General features: G+C 43.0%; 17 protein-coding genes and 1 tRNA gene. 9 read left to right on the forward strand and 9 right to left on the reverse strand.

Features of this window, described 5'->3' with window-relative positions; translation table 11 throughout:
- The first annotated feature begins 422 nt into the window (after nt 1–422).
- The 6 genes from ACBR23_RS21955 to ACBR23_RS21980 all read left to right on the forward strand — a co-directional run bounded on the left by ACBR23_RS21955 (nt 423) and on the right by ACBR23_RS21980 (nt 6,049).
- On the forward strand, nt 423–2,336 hold the full coding sequence (locus tag ACBR23_RS21955) for a heavy metal translocating P-type ATPase (protein WP_371120426.1): 1,914 nt from the start codon (nt 423–425) through the stop codon (nt 2,334–2,336).
- Between the two features lie 392 nt (nt 2,337–2,728).
- Complete coding sequence (locus ACBR23_RS21960) at nt 2,729–4,780, forward strand: elongation factor G (RefSeq protein ID WP_371120427.1); 2,052 nt, start codon at nt 2,729–2,731, stop codon at nt 4,778–4,780.
- 80 nt (nt 4,781–4,860) lie between these two features.
- Nucleotides 4,861–5,073: a DUF2839 domain-containing protein gene (locus ACBR23_RS21965; RefSeq protein WP_371120428.1), complete on the forward strand. Its 213-nt coding sequence runs from the start codon at nt 4,861–4,863 to the stop codon at nt 5,071–5,073.
- Between the two features lie 110 nt (nt 5,074–5,183).
- Nucleotides 5,184–5,255: transfer RNA gene (locus ACBR23_RS21970), tRNA-Val, on the forward strand.
- A gap of 27 nt (nt 5,256–5,282) precedes the next feature.
- Nucleotides 5,283–5,648 (forward strand): hypothetical protein, encoded by a 366-nt coding sequence (locus ACBR23_RS21975; protein ID WP_371120429.1) that lies wholly within the window; start codon nt 5,283–5,285, stop codon nt 5,646–5,648.
- Nucleotides 5,649–5,653: 5 nt separating this feature from the next.
- Nucleotides 5,654–6,049, forward strand: a complete 396-nt coding sequence (locus ACBR23_RS21980) for a putative toxin-antitoxin system toxin component, PIN family (RefSeq protein ID WP_371120995.1) — start codon at nt 5,654–5,656, stop codon at nt 6,047–6,049.
- A gap of 58 nt (nt 6,050–6,107) precedes the next feature.
- Here the strand turns inward: ACBR23_RS21980 and ACBR23_RS21985 are convergent, their stop codons facing one another.
- From ACBR23_RS21985 to ACBR23_RS22005, 5 genes are all read right to left on the reverse strand, one after another.
- Nucleotides 6,108–6,314: a type II toxin-antitoxin system HicB family antitoxin gene (locus ACBR23_RS21985; RefSeq protein ID WP_236506884.1), complete on the reverse strand. Its 207-nt coding sequence runs from the start codon at nt 6,312–6,314 to the stop codon at nt 6,108–6,110.
- Entirely contained in the window at nt 6,314–6,508 is a 195-nt protein-coding gene (locus ACBR23_RS21990) for a type II toxin-antitoxin system HicA family toxin (RefSeq protein WP_333422793.1), read from the reverse strand. Before ACBR23_RS21990 ends, ACBR23_RS21985 begins: the two co-directional genes overlap by 1 nt.
- A gap of 208 nt (nt 6,509–6,716) precedes the next feature.
- Nucleotides 6,717–7,424 (reverse strand): MAE_28990/MAE_18760 family HEPN-like nuclease, encoded by a 708-nt coding sequence (locus ACBR23_RS21995; protein ID WP_371120431.1) that lies wholly within the window; start codon nt 7,422–7,424, stop codon nt 6,717–6,719.
- Nucleotides 7,408–8,526: a DUF262 domain-containing protein gene (locus tag ACBR23_RS22000; protein ID WP_371120432.1), complete on the reverse strand. Its 1,119-nt coding sequence runs from the start codon at nt 8,524–8,526 to the stop codon at nt 7,408–7,410. The genes ACBR23_RS21995 and ACBR23_RS22000 overlap by 17 nt, the downstream gene beginning before the upstream one ends.
- Nucleotides 8,527–8,564: 38 nt before the next feature.
- Nucleotides 8,565–8,711, reverse strand: coding sequence for a hypothetical protein (locus tag ACBR23_RS22005; protein WP_371120433.1), 147 nt, complete (start codon nt 8,709–8,711; stop codon nt 8,565–8,567).
- 268 nt (nt 8,712–8,979) lie between these two features.
- Here ACBR23_RS22005 and ACBR23_RS22010 point away from each other — a divergent pair, with 268 nt between their 5' ends.
- The gene (locus ACBR23_RS22010) at nt 8,980–9,924 is read left to right on the forward strand and encodes a DNA polymerase beta superfamily protein (RefSeq protein WP_371120434.1); all 945 of its coding nucleotides are present in this window, start codon (nt 8,980–8,982) and stop codon (nt 9,922–9,924) included.
- Here the strand turns inward: ACBR23_RS22010 and ACBR23_RS22015 are convergent.
- Both ACBR23_RS22015 and ACBR23_RS22020 read right to left on the reverse strand, forming a co-directional pair.
- Nucleotides 9,893–10,243 (reverse strand): hypothetical protein, encoded by a 351-nt coding sequence (locus ACBR23_RS22015; protein WP_371120435.1) that lies wholly within the window; start codon nt 10,241–10,243, stop codon nt 9,893–9,895. The genes ACBR23_RS22010 and ACBR23_RS22015 overlap by 32 nt on opposite strands.
- Nucleotides 10,244–10,321: 78 nt before the next feature.
- Nucleotides 10,322–11,392 carry a DUF2207 domain-containing protein gene (locus ACBR23_RS22020; protein WP_371120436.1) on the reverse strand — a complete coding sequence of 357 codons (1,071 nt, stop codon included), beginning with the start codon at nt 11,390–11,392 and terminating at the stop codon, nt 10,322–10,324.
- Between the two features lie 630 nt (nt 11,393–12,022).
- Here ACBR23_RS22020 and ACBR23_RS22025 point away from each other — a divergent pair.
- Nucleotides 12,023–13,273, forward strand: a complete 1,251-nt coding sequence (locus ACBR23_RS22025) for a WD40 repeat domain-containing protein (RefSeq protein ID WP_371120437.1) — start codon at nt 12,023–12,025, stop codon at nt 13,271–13,273.
- 398 nt (nt 13,274–13,671) lie between these two features.
- Here ACBR23_RS22025 and ACBR23_RS22030 read toward each other — a convergent pair whose 3' ends face one another.
- The gene (locus tag ACBR23_RS22030) at nt 13,672–14,646 is read right to left on the reverse strand and encodes an isoaspartyl peptidase/L-asparaginase (RefSeq protein ID WP_371116111.1); all 975 of its coding nucleotides are present in this window, start codon (nt 14,644–14,646) and stop codon (nt 13,672–13,674) included.
- A gap of 69 nt (nt 14,647–14,715) precedes the next feature.
- Nucleotides 14,716–14,871 carry a DUF2256 domain-containing protein gene (locus ACBR23_RS22035; RefSeq protein ID WP_341739902.1) on the reverse strand — a complete coding sequence of 52 codons (156 nt, stop codon included), beginning with the start codon at nt 14,869–14,871 and terminating at the stop codon, nt 14,716–14,718.
- 203 nt (nt 14,872–15,074) lie between these two features.
- Here ACBR23_RS22035 and ACBR23_RS22040 point away from each other — a divergent pair.
- Nucleotides 15,075–15,664 (forward strand): RNA methyltransferase (locus ACBR23_RS22040; RefSeq protein WP_371125683.1); only part of this gene is annotated, 590 nt, incomplete at its 3' end.

The following is a 15,664-nucleotide window of genomic DNA, read 5'->3' on the forward strand; positions in this document are numbered from 1 at the left end:
ATAGCAAAAGTCGGTTAAAACCGACTGAAACATTAAATCCAATTTTCAACTCTTTTCAGTCCTCTTTGAGAGGACTTGCGCTATGAGACAGGGATTTCAATCCCTGTCGGGCTGTCGGATGTAACGAATGGCAAGTTGAAGGCGAGGGCCCTCGCACTCACCGCAGTCCGCCGGGGATTGAAATCCCCGTCTCATAGCAAAAGTCGGTTAAAACCGACTGAAACATTAAATCCAATTTTCAACTCTTTTCAGTCCTCTTTGAGAGGACTTGCGCTATGAGACAGGGATTTCAATCCCTGTCGGGCTGTCGGATGTAACGAGGGGAAAATTGATGCTGAATTTATTTTGGTTTTACCCTTGACATTGACATTAATGTCAAGGTTTAGGCTACAGGAGTCATTCTACCAAATCAAATTTTTCCAATGACTCCTAATTCCATCTCAATTTCTCGCATCTCTCAGTTAGCAGAAGAACATCCCGACGCTTTAACCGCCACCCTCTGCGGAATTCTGGTCATTTTGGGTTCCCTAGCGCTGCAACTAGGCTGGTTGGGCTTGGCTATATTCATCCTCCCGGCTGCTTATGTCATCGGTGGTTATTCTAGCGCCCGCGAAGGATTAACGACGCTTTTTCAAGAACATGAATTAGATGTCGATTTGCTAATGATTGTGGCTGCTTTGGGGGCGGCCAGTTTGGGGCTGTGGCGACATGAATATCATTTAATTATTGACGGCGCTGTTTTGATTTTAATCTTTGCGATTAGCGGTGCCCTAGAAGGTTATGCTATGCAGCGGACTGAACGCAGCATCCGCAGTTTGATGAGTTTGACTGCGGATACTGCTAGGGTGGTGCTTGATGGCGATGAACGGGAAATTGCGATCGATAAATTGCAAATTGGCGATCGCATTTTAGTCAAGCCAGGAGAAATAGTTCCCACGGATGCGATAATTATAGAAGGTGCTAGCAGCCTAAATCAAGCCTCAATCACCGGCGAATCTATGCCCGTGGAAAAAACAGCAGGTGATGAAGTTTATGCCGGAACAATTAACGGTTTCGGCGCGCTACAAGTGGAAGTTCACAAAACCCCGGAAAGCAGTTTGATTCAGCGCGTCATTCGGCTGGTACAGCAAGCACAAACCGCAGCGCCTCCTTCTCAAATGTTTGTGGAAAAATTCGAGCGTGGTTATGCTCGCTTTATTGTAGTTTTTGGCTTGCTGTTGGCAACTTTGCCACCATTTATTTTCGGTTGGAATTGGGAAGATACAATCTATCGGGCGTTGATTTTCCTAGTAGTTGCTTCTCCCTGCGCGCTGATGGCTTCGATTATGCCCGCGCTACTTTCGGGAATTGCGAATGGGGCGAAACAGGGAATTTTGTTTAAAAGTGGCGCGCAGTTAGAGATAATTGGTAAAGTCAGGGCGATCGCCTTTGATAAAACAGGAACTCTGACTACCGGAAAACCGGAAGTTATCCAAATTGTCCCCGCCACCGGATATACTGAAACAGAAGTTCTGCAATTAGCTGCTGCTTTAGAAACTTACTCAGAACACGCGATCGCACTTGCCATTGTCGAAGCCGCCCAAAAGCAACAATTAGCACTTCCCGTCGCCACCGAAATTCAAGCCAAAGTCGGCCAAGGAATTGTCGGCAAAATCCACAACCAAATCATCTCCATTGGTAAAGCTAATTTTGTAAAAGCAACTGGGGAGTTAACTCAAGTCAGCCAGCAGTTGCAAGCAGCAGGAAAAACCGTGGTTTGGGTGAGTCATGGCGATAAACTTTTGGGAATCATTGCTGTAGCAGACACCCTCCGCCCCGAAGCAGCCAATACCATCAAACGCTTGACCAAGTTAGGCGTAGAACATATAATTATGCTGACGGGAGACAATCAGCAAACAGCTCAATACATAGCCCACGAATTAGGCATCAAAGAAGTCTATGCCGAACTGTTACCAGAAGACAAAGTAGCCGTAATTCAACGACTGCAAAAACAGTATCAAACCGTAGCCATGGTAGGAGACGGCATCAACGATGCCCCCGCCCTCGCTCAAGCTTCTGTGGGAATTGCCATGGGAATTGCTGGCAGTGATGTAGCTTTGGAAACTGCGGATATCGTATTAATGGCAGATCGATTAGAACAGCTAGCAAAAGCAATTATTTTAGGGCGTCGCGCTCAAAATGTTGTCAAACAAAACATTGTTTTTGCACTCAGTTGTATTATGCTATTACTGGCGGCTAATTTTATCGGAAATATTACCATGCCTTTAGGTGTCATCGGTCACGAAGGCTCTACAGTAATAGTAACATTAAGCGGCTTGCGATTGCTGAGAAATTAAAGAAATGCGAGGCAGAGGAAGAGAGACATCAAATCCACCCTAACTAGGAATAATAAGTCCCCCTATCCTCCTCCTCTGCGCTCTCTGCGCTCTCTGCGGTAAAAAAAATCAAAATAAGAACAAGAGCGACATCAAAACCACCCTAACTAGGAATAATAAGTCCCCCTATCCTCCTCCTCTGCGCTCTCTGTGGTTAAAAAATCAAAATATTAAGAAAAAATACAATTTTTGTTTTCTCACCCAAAACACGCTAGGGTCAAAAGTATTCAATCATACCAAAAGCAAAAATTGCTCTAGACTGCAATAAAAAATTACCTGGAAACAGTCTAGAAGATGATATTCAATTTAATGCACCAGGAGCAATTGAAAACTTGTTTTCAGTCGGAGGCAATATGAACCACAAAGTCATTGGGGCCACGCGGAACATTGCAATTGTTGGCCATTATTTAAGCGGTAAAACCGCACTGCTGGAGAGTTTGCTATCGGTGACGGGGACAATTACCCGCAAAGGTAATGCCAAAGATGGCAATACAATAGGTGATAGTTCCCCCGAAGCGCGCGATCGCAAAATGAGCACAGAAGTGAACGCCGCGAGCACAGAATACGAAAATGTCCGCTTCACATTTCTTGACTGTCCAGGGTCCATCGAATTTGCTCAAGAAACTCTCAACGCACTCATCGGTGTAGACGCGGCCATAGTAGTTTGTGAACCCGTGACCGATCGAACTCTCACCCTCGCGCCGCTGTTTAAATTCCTCGATGATTGGGAAATTCCTCACCTAGTTTTTGTCAACAAAATAGACCGCGCTTGTACCGACGAAACGACTTGCGGTAGCAACTTTACCACCATCATCAACGCACTCAAATCTATTTCTAGTAGACCGATCGTACCTCACCAATATCCGATCGGACACAACGAAAAAATCATCGGTTTCATCGACTTAGTAACCGAACAAGCTTATCACTACCATCCAGGAGCCCCCGCCGATCCCGTACCGCTACCGGAACACCTCCAAGCCCAAGAAAACGAAGCGCGGCAACAAATGCTGGAGGAATTGGCAAATTTTGATGATAATTTACTTGCAGAATTGCTGGAAGAAATCAACCCCGACGCCGAAGAAATTACCCGCGATTTAAAGATGGAATTGGGTGCCGATTTAATCGTGCCCGTATTCATCGGTATCGCAGAACAAGATTTCGGGGTGCGCCCATTACTGGAAGCTTTGCTGCGAGAAGCCCCCGCCCCAGAAACAACGGCCCAAAGGCGCTGTGTTATACAAAGTGATGAAAAAGTCACCGCTCAAGTCCTGAAAACTTATTATACACCCCAGGGCGGCAAACTATCGTTAGTGAGAATATGGCAGGGGGCCTTAGCAGATGGAGCAACTTTGAACGGCATTCGAGTTAACGGTTTGTACCGTTTAAACGGCTGGCAAACCCAAAGCTTAACCAATGCCAGGGCCGGGGAAATAGTAGCTTTGGGACGGCTAGAAGGCGTAAAAACAGGCGATACCCTGACAGTCGATCGCACCAAGTCATTGCCAAAAGCCGAAATATTGTCGCCAGTGTACGCCTTGGCGATCGCCCCAGAAAAACGCAACGACGAAGTAAAAATGACCAGCGCCCTAGCCAAAATCCTGGAAGAAGACCCATCTTTAGTTTGGCAACAGCACGGCGACACCCACGAAATTATACTTTGGGGTCAAGGCGAAATTCACCTAAAAGTATCTTTAGAGAGATTGCGCCGCAAGTATAACTTGCCGATGACAACTCACTTACCACAAGTACCCTACAAAGAAACCATCCGCAAACCCGCATCAGCCATCCACGGGCGCTACAAACACCAAAGCGGTGGCCATGGACAATTTGGTGACGTTTACCTAGACATTCAACCGCAGCCACGAGGAGAAGGCTTCAATTTCTGCGATCGCATCGTCGGTGGAGTCGTCCCCAAACAGTACATTCCCGGTGTAGAAATTGGGGTGCGCGAATATCTCGATCGCGGCCCCCTCGGTTTCCCTGTGGTAGACGTAGCTGTGACACTGACAAACGGTTCCTATCACAGCGTCGATAGTTCGGAACAAGCTTTCAAGCAGGCGGCGCGTTTGGCGATGCAGGAGGGGATGTCGAAGTGTGAATCGGTGTTGCTGGAGCCGATCGCCAAAGTGGAGATTCACGCTCCCAAGGAGTTTACCTCAAAAGTGCTGCAATTAGTGAGCGGTCGCCGCGGTCAAATTCTCGGCTACGAAAGCAAATCAAACTGGAAAGGATGGGATACCGTTACAGCTTATGTGCCGCTAGCAGAAATGCAGGATTCTATCGTCGAATTGCGATCGCAAACCATGGGAGTCGGCTTTTTCCACTGGGAATTCGATCGGTTGCAGGAAGTACCAGAACCTTTAGCAAAGCGGGTTTTGTTAACTACCGGAAACGGTAAAAATTAAACCCTAGGGGCGGGTTTGACCTGTTGGCGTATAATTTGGTTCAGTATCCAATTGGAAATCTAATTTAGTAGACAAAGATTATGGGCGAATCTAAACGTCGCAAACAGGCGATCGGCGACAAGTATGGTGAAGAAGAACGTATCTATCCTTGGCTGCCGATCACGAAAACCCAAAGCGAAGATTTTGTAAAGTGGACAAGTCGCGGAAGCTGGATCGGGATTAGTTTGCTGATTGCTTGGTGGGTTGTAGTACGATTTGTCGGCCCAGCGGCGGGCTGGTGGGTGGTTGATTGATGCTAGACTCGACAAATGCCTGTCTTATGGGCATTGTGTCGAGTGTAACTGAATTACTTGGAAAATTTTAGTTGCAAATCTGGAGTTTGTGTGGTATGTTAGTGATCTACGGGCGATTGGCACAGTGGTAGCGCGCTACCTTCACACGGTAGATGTCGCAGGTTCAAATCCTGCATCGCCCATTAAAAATTTTAAATGGAGGCAGCTTTATGACCCAAATAATTCTGAACTCCGAACAAGAAAAATTACTGAAACAACAGTTAGAAACAGGGAAATATACAACCCCCGATCAGGTAATTACTGATGCTTTAAAAGCTTTATCAGAAAAACAATATCTTAATCAACCTCGGCAAGTAGTAAAAATTATTTCAGGAAAACCTGCACAAGAGTTACTAGCAGAAAAAAGTAAAATTAGCCGAGAACTTAAAAATAGTTATCAGCCAGATCCGCACAGACAAGCTTTAGCTGAAAATTTTAGCAAATTATGTGAAGAAACTCAAGCTTTGCACGCTGATCGTCCTTTAACTGATGAAGAAATTGCCGAAGAAATTGCAGCTTATCGGAGAGGAGAATGAGAGTTGTGATCGATACTAATATTTTAGTATCTGCGGCGATCGCTGGAAGAAAACCAGCATCTATTATTACCTGGGTTATCAATGAACCTGATTATGAGTGGGTAGTTTCAGAAGAAATTTTAGCAGAGTATCAGGAGGTATTAAGTAGACGAAAACTCAAATTAACAGATGTTCAGAAAGAAAGATGGTTTGATTTGATTCAGGATTCAACCAAACTGATTGATGTCTCTATTGAAATTGATTTTCCTAGAGATCAAAAAGATGCTAAGTTTATTGCTTGTGCACTCTCTGCTAATGCTGATTTTTTAATTACAGGCGATCGCGATTTTACAGAAGTTCAGAGTTTAGAGAATACGTTAATTATTTCTGTTTCCCTGTTTGCAGAATTGATCATGAATTAGACAATATTCAACAAACCCAAAACTGCCGACTGGAAATAGAAAGTAATTGGTGTTTAGCTTAAGCCTCAACATATTCGCAAATAGAGACAGGTTCAGGAATCGGAAAAGCATCCTCTTGTAGTCCTTCAATATGAAATGCGATCGCCTCTTTAATTAAATTTCTCACCTCTTCTAAACTTTCAGCCACAGCTACACATCCAGGTAAATCTGGAACATAGGCACCGTAGCTAGTTTCACCTTTTTCAATTACCACAGCATAACGCATTAATCTTCCTCCTCTAGTTGAGATTGTCGCAAAACACTTTTAAGCGTACCAATTGGCATATCAATGCCTAAATTACCTGACACAGTTACAGTTCCAGCCTTTTCTGGGTGTTTAAATTGACGGTGACTGCCCTTTGTTCTAGCTAAATACCAACCATCATCTTCTAACATTTTAATAACTTCTCTAACTTTCATTGTTCATTTATCTATAAAATTCATCAACTCCTGCACTTCTATCCCCATAATATGCTCTAACTTCAGCAACCTCTCCATTGTAACCTGCGCGGCTGATAAAAAGCCTCATCCTGCTTTGGGTTCCAGACTCCCGACGATGGTAATCTCTTCCAAATTGGGTCAACTGGTGATCGGAGTTCAGGGTCAGTGAGCATACTTAAAGTATTAATTATTGGTGCTTGTATTTTTTCTGGTCAATATATTCATCTATATTTTTCAAAACCTCTTCTAAATAGTTAATTAATTCCTCCTTATAGTTAATTAAGTCTATCATTAGTTTATCTTGGGCTGCTTCACGAAATGAAATACTACCATGTGCTAATTTATTTCTCCTTTCAGTAATATGTTTGAGAACATACTCAATTGTTTTTTTATCACTTCTACTCCTGCCAAAAACACCATACTGTTTAGTAAGTTCTTCAATTTTAGAGTAATCTAGATTACCAGATATTGGTAGTTTATCTTCTTCTAAAGATATGAGTAATTGGTCAGGAGCGTATTCCAAAAACTCTTTTAGATTTTTATAAATTGTTTTCCTATTGATTGAAGTTTGCAACAAATTTTCACTTCTATTCATCAACCAAATTTCCTGTATTTTTGGATTAACTTGTTTGTAACTCAATTTTTCATCATGAATAGCATCATAAATTGCAACAATTCCATTGCGTATTGATGACTCTACTAAGTTATACATTAATAGGTAACAATTTGCTTTTAAAACTTTCTGCAAATCGCTATCAATAATGCAATTTGTATGGTTTGGTAGAGTAATTGAATCCGATTTATAGCTTTCAAGCTCGACTATTTGAGAAGCAAAATCAAAGTATTTGTTGATGTCTTCAATTCGTTGATAAAAGTCTTTAAGAAATTCTCTCATTATTTTCTAATAGTTTAGTCTTGACAAAATCAATTCTTTCTCTCAATTTATCAGGCTTATGGGTGTGATACTTAGCTGAAAGCATTTCATAAAATGTATTTCGGTTGTTTTTGTCAAGTACAGCCCAGTCTTTATTTTTTACAACGAGTTGGGGATTTTCTTTTAAAGCTAAATTCGTGCCAATAGCAATAGCTTCAAAATATGGTCTAGCTGTTTGCTTGGTATTCTTGTTTTTAGCAAATCCCGAAGGAAAGGTCTTTTCAACAAAACTAACTACTGACTCAAATTCTTGTTTTTTCTTTTCTAGGTCTTCATCCGTAGCAGTTTTATTTTTCTCTGCTAAATAGTCGTCTAGATATTTTTCTACTCCTTTTTTTCCTAGCTCAGTGAATTTAGGATAAGCTTCTGAAAATCCAAATAATCTCAATACAAGTTCTGCTTCTTCTTGTCTGTCTTCAAAATGAGTGCCTATTGGACATAATTTTCTAAATATTGCATTCTGAGCGCATTCAAACACCAAGTCATTAAATTTACCTTTATAGATTCCTTTTCTCTTTTCCATTGGTGTCAAAGCAACACTGCTAGTGTTGATACGATCAAACATATCATTCCTAACTTCTTCCGTTGCCTTTGATGAAAGTACAATCATTCTCATGGGAAGATTTTTAACTTTTCTCTGGCGAGAAATAGGCAATTCGGAAAATACAAAGTCATTTAAATATGATAAAGTAGTTAATCCTTCTAGCTTAAGCTTATCATTGAGAAAAGCAGCTAGAGTTCTAATTCTTTGAGAACCATCAACAATTTCTAATCTCCCATCCTCACTAATTTCTGCAACAAAAATCAGAGGGATAGGTAATCCAAGGATAACTGACTCGATAAATCTAGATTGTCTACGTTCATCCCAAACAAACTCCCTTTGATATTCAGGAACATAGAGTTCATTATTGTCTTTGTCTATTTCTTTCAAAAATTTATTAACAATAATTTCAATTGTAAATTCACGAGTATCATAAGCAACATTTTTTTGGCGAGTTTCGATTTGTTGTTCTACTTTCTCAAGATTCTCTTGCGATTTGCTCATCATTCTTACCTCTTTCATAATCTTTATTATTTAGAAAAAATTAAATAATCATCCGCTTACGTGGCAAAGTCTTCAGCAAATTCAATCAACCTTACCACATCTGGATAATCCGGCAATCCCTCAATCTCGAATAACTCTTGCAGAAACGATAATAAACTATTTACCTTCAAATTAAACGCCTTGCGAATATTCGACTTCGACAACTGGCGGTTCCCCCCGCGCAACTCTTACCTCACTGTACACTCTAACGCCACCAGTTGCAAGTCCGTTACTGCTTCCCGCGAATTGCTGCGATTGTCGGGTGAGTCTCAAAAATCTCCAATATCTTCGCCTCAACCCGCTGGCGGTATTCCTCCTTGATAATTAGACAATTTTCAACAAGGCCAAATCCGCGATCGCCCAATCCCCCTTTTTTATACTACACCTATGCTACAATGATATTGTAACTCGTGCCCCGCAGGAGGTTCCCTCATGGCAAATGCCAATATTCCCCAAAATTTCAACTTAATCATCCCCGCAGGAACCCAGATTGTCACCAAAATCGAGGTCAAAAACCCCGCCACTAATCAATCTTGGAAACCAGGAGCAGTAGGTGTCATCGTTCAATCGCCTACGGATAATTCTCACGCATATTTAGTCAAACTCCCAGACGGCACAGAAATCAGTTTGCGGCGACACGAACTCACTATCCGCAAGCAGTTTCAGAGCGAAGGATTGCAGTCAAAAGCAGATTTTTTAGCAGAATATAACCTGTATGATTCTGTCATTTACCGCTGCATAGTCGGTTCCAAAGCCTATGGTTTAGATAACGCGCAATCTGATACAGATCGGCGCGGGATTTATCAACCACCCGCAAACCTTCATTGGTCGCTTTATGGGATTCCAGAGCAATTGGAAAACAAGCAAAATGATGAATGTTACTGGGAACTGCAAAAGTTTTTGATTGTGGCGCTCAAAGGTAATCCAAATGTGCTGGAATGTTTGTATACTCCTTTGGTAGAAACCCTTTCCCCTGTAGCAGCCGAATTGCTGGAAATTCGGGAAATCTTTTTGTCTAAATTGGTTTATCAAACTTACAACGGCTACGTTTTATCTCAGTTTAAAAAAATGGAGCAAGACTTGCGGAATTCAGGAGAAATTCGCTGGAAGCACGCCATGCACTTAATTCGGTTGTTGTTGTCAGGAATTACGGTGCTCAAGGAGGGTTTTGTGCCGGTGCGAGTGGATGATTATCGATCGCAACTTTTGTCTATCCGCAATCAGGAAGTACCCTGGGATGAGGTGAATCGGTGGCGGCTGGATTTGCATGGAGAGTTCGATCGCGCTTTTGGATCGACTCGCTTACCAGAACGCCCTAATTATGAGAAGGCTAATCAGTTTTTGATTAAAGCGCGCCGAAGTGCGATCGAGCATTAAGGTAGCTGCGAATCAAGTCAGCCATTTTCTGTTGTTCTTTATGATACACGCTTTTACCCAAAGATAGGCGATCGCCCCGATTCATCAGCAAGCGCAACTCATAGAATTTATAGTCTTCAGTATCTTCTGTTTCTTTTAACTCTAGTTGAGAAATTTCTTGGAGCGATCGTTTAACTACTTGAGTCACCCCCATCCACCTCTTCTGAATCGTTAAGGTACTTGCATTTTTGTCAAAAATGTAAGTTTCAACAATCAAATTCCATTTTTCTCGATGATTAAGCTCTAGAAGATGTTCGGTTTTTTCAATTATTTTCATCATCGGTATCATCTCCAGTGTAATTAATTGACAATTGTTAGACAACTTTTGAGATCGTTAATTAAGCTGCATTAATATTCCTTAATCACCGCCACCACCACCTCCACCGCCACCACTATCGCCACCGCCACCACTATCGCCACCACCACCACTATAACTATCGCTACTGCTACTACTAGGCTCTGTGTAAGTTGTCACCACTGTTTTTTCATCGTGATAACCACAACTGTCACAGTGACAAATAATTTGATCCTCCCCATGATTACTTCGGGTTGGTGAAGAAATTACCTTGGTCTTCCTGATTAGCGTTGGCTTTTTACAGCTAGGACATTTTTTTCTAAAGAACGACCAAACTTTCATTAACAAAAGCACAGGTATCCATATCGGTGATGTAAATACTACGAATATTATCGATCCTACTATGAATCCGAGAAATCCTCCTAGTGGAGAAGAACCATCTATTGTGAAACCGGAATTATTGCTAGCCTGTGGAGATGGAGTTGAAAACTGAAGAATTCCTGTAGGAAATATAACTTGAACTTCTAATTCTTGCTTTGGTGATAGTGCTTGTTTTCCTGTGAATGCAAAGGTTTGACCATCCAGTTGACGCACTGTTGTGGGTATGCCAAAGCTTTTGAAGGAAGAGACTTTGGCCGCTAAAACATCCGGTAGTTTAACTGTGACTTGGCTGGCATTAATCGGGGATTTGCGATCGGGCCAAATGGCTTTCCAATAAACTTGAGTATTCTCACCATTAACCTGCAATCCACCAACCACACGATATTTCACGACAAAAGTATGTGATTCTGGTGGTTTCAATTCATGTTGCCAACGAATCCAAATTTGATTGTTTTCAATCCCAGTGGTACTGGCAATTATTTGATTATTTTCTGCAACTGTCACATCTTTAATTTCACCAACCTTATCCAAAGGAATATAGCGAGACCGTTGATTAGTGTAGTTGCCTGTAAACACATATTTTTGCGTTTCCGTAACTAACATATCTCCGTTCGTTTGAACGTCGATTGTGACGTTAATATTTTCCCAGTAAAAAGGTGCTGCTTGGGCCGCTACATGAGTGACTGTGGCGAAAAACAAGCTCAAGGAAGCAATTAATAAAAAAACAATTTTCTTCAGGATTCGTTTATTCATATTTCCTCATGTGTGATTAGTTGATTTAGGACTTCATTCGTCATCAATGTTTTATAGCTAAGTTATTAGCTACAATTATTCAACAGTTTTCTTGTCAAGTCAATTCATAAATGTCATTGATTAACCTCATAAAAGTCATAATCGTATTCTTAAAAATGCAGCCCAGAAACCGGGTTTTTCTGCGAAATACTTCGTTTCAGCCAGCGATTTGGCAAAAAACCCGGTTTCTTGAGTCTAAGTGCATCAATCTTGATAATATGAAACTCACTTTCCCATCATTCCCCAATAAGCCAGACCATATAATTGAGCAGCCTGCATAGCTTCTTCGTCATAGCCTTGAGCTTTGAACAAAGCCTCAATGCGAACATTTCTACGAATTCTAGTTTGTCTGATGTCTGTTTCATGATTTTATGTTTAATTGACTTTAAGTGAATGTAGATGTAGATTATTTGACCTTTGCTTGCGCGATCGCCATTTTGGTATTCTCAATAGCCTTGACAGCATAAGTATTGCCCGGACGTGTTTGCTGTGTTAGAAATAGATTAGTGGTGAATCCAGTCCGATCGCGCACAACGAATGTTAGGATTTTGGTTAGGAATTTGACTAGGAACTCGATCGCGATTGTCGCAAATGATACCCTCCACCCTCGATTCACCCGAAGAACCATTTGCACGCGCCAGCAACGACTGGGATACCCAAAAGCTTTACAGCGACTTAGCAAATGCCAAACAACAATTCGCGCCCCACACCAGAAGAGGGCTGACACCCGTAGAAAAGCGCCATCTCTGTGGGTTGTTGTGCGGCTACAGCCCCGCCGAAATTTCGATAATTCTCAACAAACAAACCAAAGGTGTAGAAGTTGATTTGTCAAAAACTTTGTACCGATATCTAGAATTCTTGACAAATAGACCGAGAAATGCTTTGACAAATTGGCGAGATGCGATCGACTGGCTAGAAATAGCCGGGTATAAAACGCAGCCAAAAACCTTAACAGGCGTCAGCTTAAAAGCCACTCTCCACCATTCAGATAGCATTTTGTCTGTCGCTATCAGTCCCGATGGACAATACCTCGCAACGGGTTCTCACGACAGTACAGTGAAAGTTTGGAGTTTGCACAGCGGTGAATTGTTGCGGACAATTTCGGGACATTCAACGGCAGTTTTGCTAGTTGCTTTCAGCCCGGCCAGCAAAACGCTGTTGACCCGATCGCGCGGAGGGACTGTCAAACTCTGGAACTTGCAAAACGGCCAACTGCTGAAGCGTTTGGCAGACGTACATCGCCACGAATCCGTTGCTGTGAGCTTAGATTGGCAAATTTTGGCGATCGGCACTACCAGAGGCACTATCAAGATTCAACACCTCAATAGTGGTCAATTGCTGCAAGTTTTGGAAGGCTATCAAGGGGATGACATTAGTGCGATCGCCCTGAGTCCCAACGGCAAAATGCTAGTAGCCAGCGGGTTGAATGCAGCCAGTGGTTTCTGTCGCGCCACAGTCACGATGTGGGAACTTCCCAGTGGTGAAGTGCGGGGAACTTTTGGGAGTGAAAATTATGTGGCGATTGCTCCCGATAGTCGAATTTTGGTTAGTCACGGTGGTAAAATTATTAACTTGTGGAATTTGCAAACAGGGGAATTATTGCATTCGCTGCAAACGGGAATTCGGATTACTTCAGCGGCTGCAATTAGCCCCGACGGGAAATATTTTGCTGTGGGTTGTTTTGATGGTGCTGTGAGAATTTGGAATTTTGGCGGGGAGTTGCTGCATACTTTGGAAGGAAATTCTAGTCCTATTTCCGCAGTTGCGATCGGGCTTTTGGGCGAAACTCTGGTCAGCGGTGGGGAGAATGGTACTGTTAAACTTTGGCAACTGCGGATTTGAGATGGTTGAATGGTTGAGGTGATTGGTGATGATTAAATTATTTGCGTCATATTGGGCTAGCGTATATTCACATCTTTTCAGTAACTCTTGCGTGCATTCATATTGATTTTCATTTCTAATCATGGCAACCACCTGACTAAATCTATAGCAATAATTCCTTTAGGATTTCGCTTTTACACCTTAACATAATTTTATTATCATTTTTTTATGAATGTTGATTTCTTCAGCATACCTTACTATCAAATTCTACTGAAGGCGATCTTTGTTAAAATAGATTCAGAGCCAATACAAAAAACTATGATAGCGGAACGACGCAACCGGACATGATATTAAACTAACGCCGAGCCAGATCCCAGATAACTTCTGCGAAGTCGCGGATCTAGCTAGCACTCACCTTTTTAAGCGATAAAAATTAGCGTTCCTTTGCTCATTTCCAAACAATCGCCCATCTGCATACCATTATGAAAAGCACCTAGAAGCACATCGCTAGTTTTACCACAAGCGATCGCACCAGTAGCATCAATACCAATTGCCCCAAAATCCCGTTTATGTTCGTCAGCTTCCCCAAAAGAACGCTCAAAAGCAGCTTTCAAACTAAAACCATCCGTCACCCGAATCACAATTCTGGCAGCCAAACACTCATCCATAATGTGTTCGCCAATTCCGGTACAACTTACCCCAGCACTTCCAGTAGCATAATTTCCCGCCGGCATCGCCGAGTCGCTAACCCGCCCAATCCGCTCAAAACCCTTGCCACCAGTAGAAGTTCCCGCCGCCAAACGTCCCTCGGCATCCAAAGCTACGACTCCGATCGTACCTACCCCCCTTTCTCCCCCCTTACCAAGGGGGGACAGGGGGGGTGAGGCAGGTTCCGCCACCACAGTAGCCATGGCTCTGCTAAAATTGCCTTTGCGTTCCTCCATCCACTCATGCAAACGCAAATCCGTCATTGGATCGTAAATCGGCAAGTGAAGTTCTCGTAACAATTCCGCCGAGCCATAATCTGAGAGTACCCGATCGTCCGAAGTCTGCAAAAATTTAGCAAGTTCGATCGGATTCTGAACGCGAGAAACATTAATCGCCCCGCTGAAACGCTGCACAAAACCATCCATCAACGAAGCACTCATCCGAATTTGACCATCTGACTGCACCACAGAACCCGTACCCGCATTAAAACGTGGGTCATCTTCCAATAACCGACAGCCCCGCACCACTGCATCTACGGCACTCGCACCGTCCTTGAGCAGGGGATAAACTTCCTCCAAAACATGATAAAGCGATTTACGTACCGCCTCAATTCCGCCTTTGCTATGTAGAGAACTGCCGGCACCGCCGTGAATAACTAACTTTGGTTGTACCTGTTGCGATGCCATACTTTTTAACTTAACCTAGAATTTTTCCTTTGCAATCTTAACCTCGGTTTTGCAAATGGCAAGAGATTCTTAACTTTCGGTGGTATTACGGTGGCGACGACAGCGTTCCGAACAGTATTTCACCTCATCCCAGCAGTCAGCCCATTTTTTGCGCCAAGTAAAAGGTCGATCGCACACCGGGCAAATTTTTGTAGGTAAATCGGATTTCGATCGCTGCTTAGCCATGTTAATTTTGACAGTGGATTGGTAACTTATATCTTGTACTATTCTGAATTATGAACAGGCAAGATGCCTGTTCCACAAGCAAAAGTAAGTTTTGTGGAACAGGCATCTTGCCTGTTGCTGAGAAAATTAACCTTTGTGGAACAGGCATCTTGCCTGTTGCTGAGAAAAAAACCCAATTTTCACTAAAAATCTCCCCAGTAAAAATGGTCGCAACGGCATCAGCCAACATCCGAATCGTCTTAGTAGAACCCGCAGGGCCCTTAAACGTAGGTTCTGTGGCCCGCGTGATGAAAAATATGGGTTTGCACCAATTAATTTTAGTCAATCCCCAGTGCGATTATTTAGGGGAAGAAGCCCGACTGATGGCTGTGCGCGCCGCCGATATATTGGAAAATGCCAGAGTAGTTGAGAGTTTGCCAGCGGCTTTGGTAGGCTGTACAAGGGCGATCGCAACTACAGGAGACGATCGCCCCTTAGCAACAAAGCCAGAAGCACCAGCAGATGCCTTACCTTGGCTCTTAGAAGCCCCCAGCGCGCTAATTTTTGGTCGAGAAGACTGTGGCCTAACCAACGCCGAATTAAACTATGCTCAGCGCCTGATCCGCATTCCCTCCAGCGACGCTTACACATCCCTCAATCTCGCCCAAGCGGTTGCTGTCTGCTGCTATGAATTATATAAGTTAGTTCTCAACCCCCCCATCGAAGTCAACTCCCTCCTCGAAGTCAACTCCCCCCTCGAAGTCAACTCCCCCCTCGAAGTCAACTCCCCCCTCGAAGTCAACTCCCCCCTCGA

Origin of the sequence: Microcoleus sp. (genome assembly GCF_041354475.1) — a bacterium.
In the GTDB taxonomy this organism is placed as follows: Bacteria; Cyanobacteriota; Cyanobacteriia; order Cyanobacteriales; family Microcoleaceae; genus Microcoleus.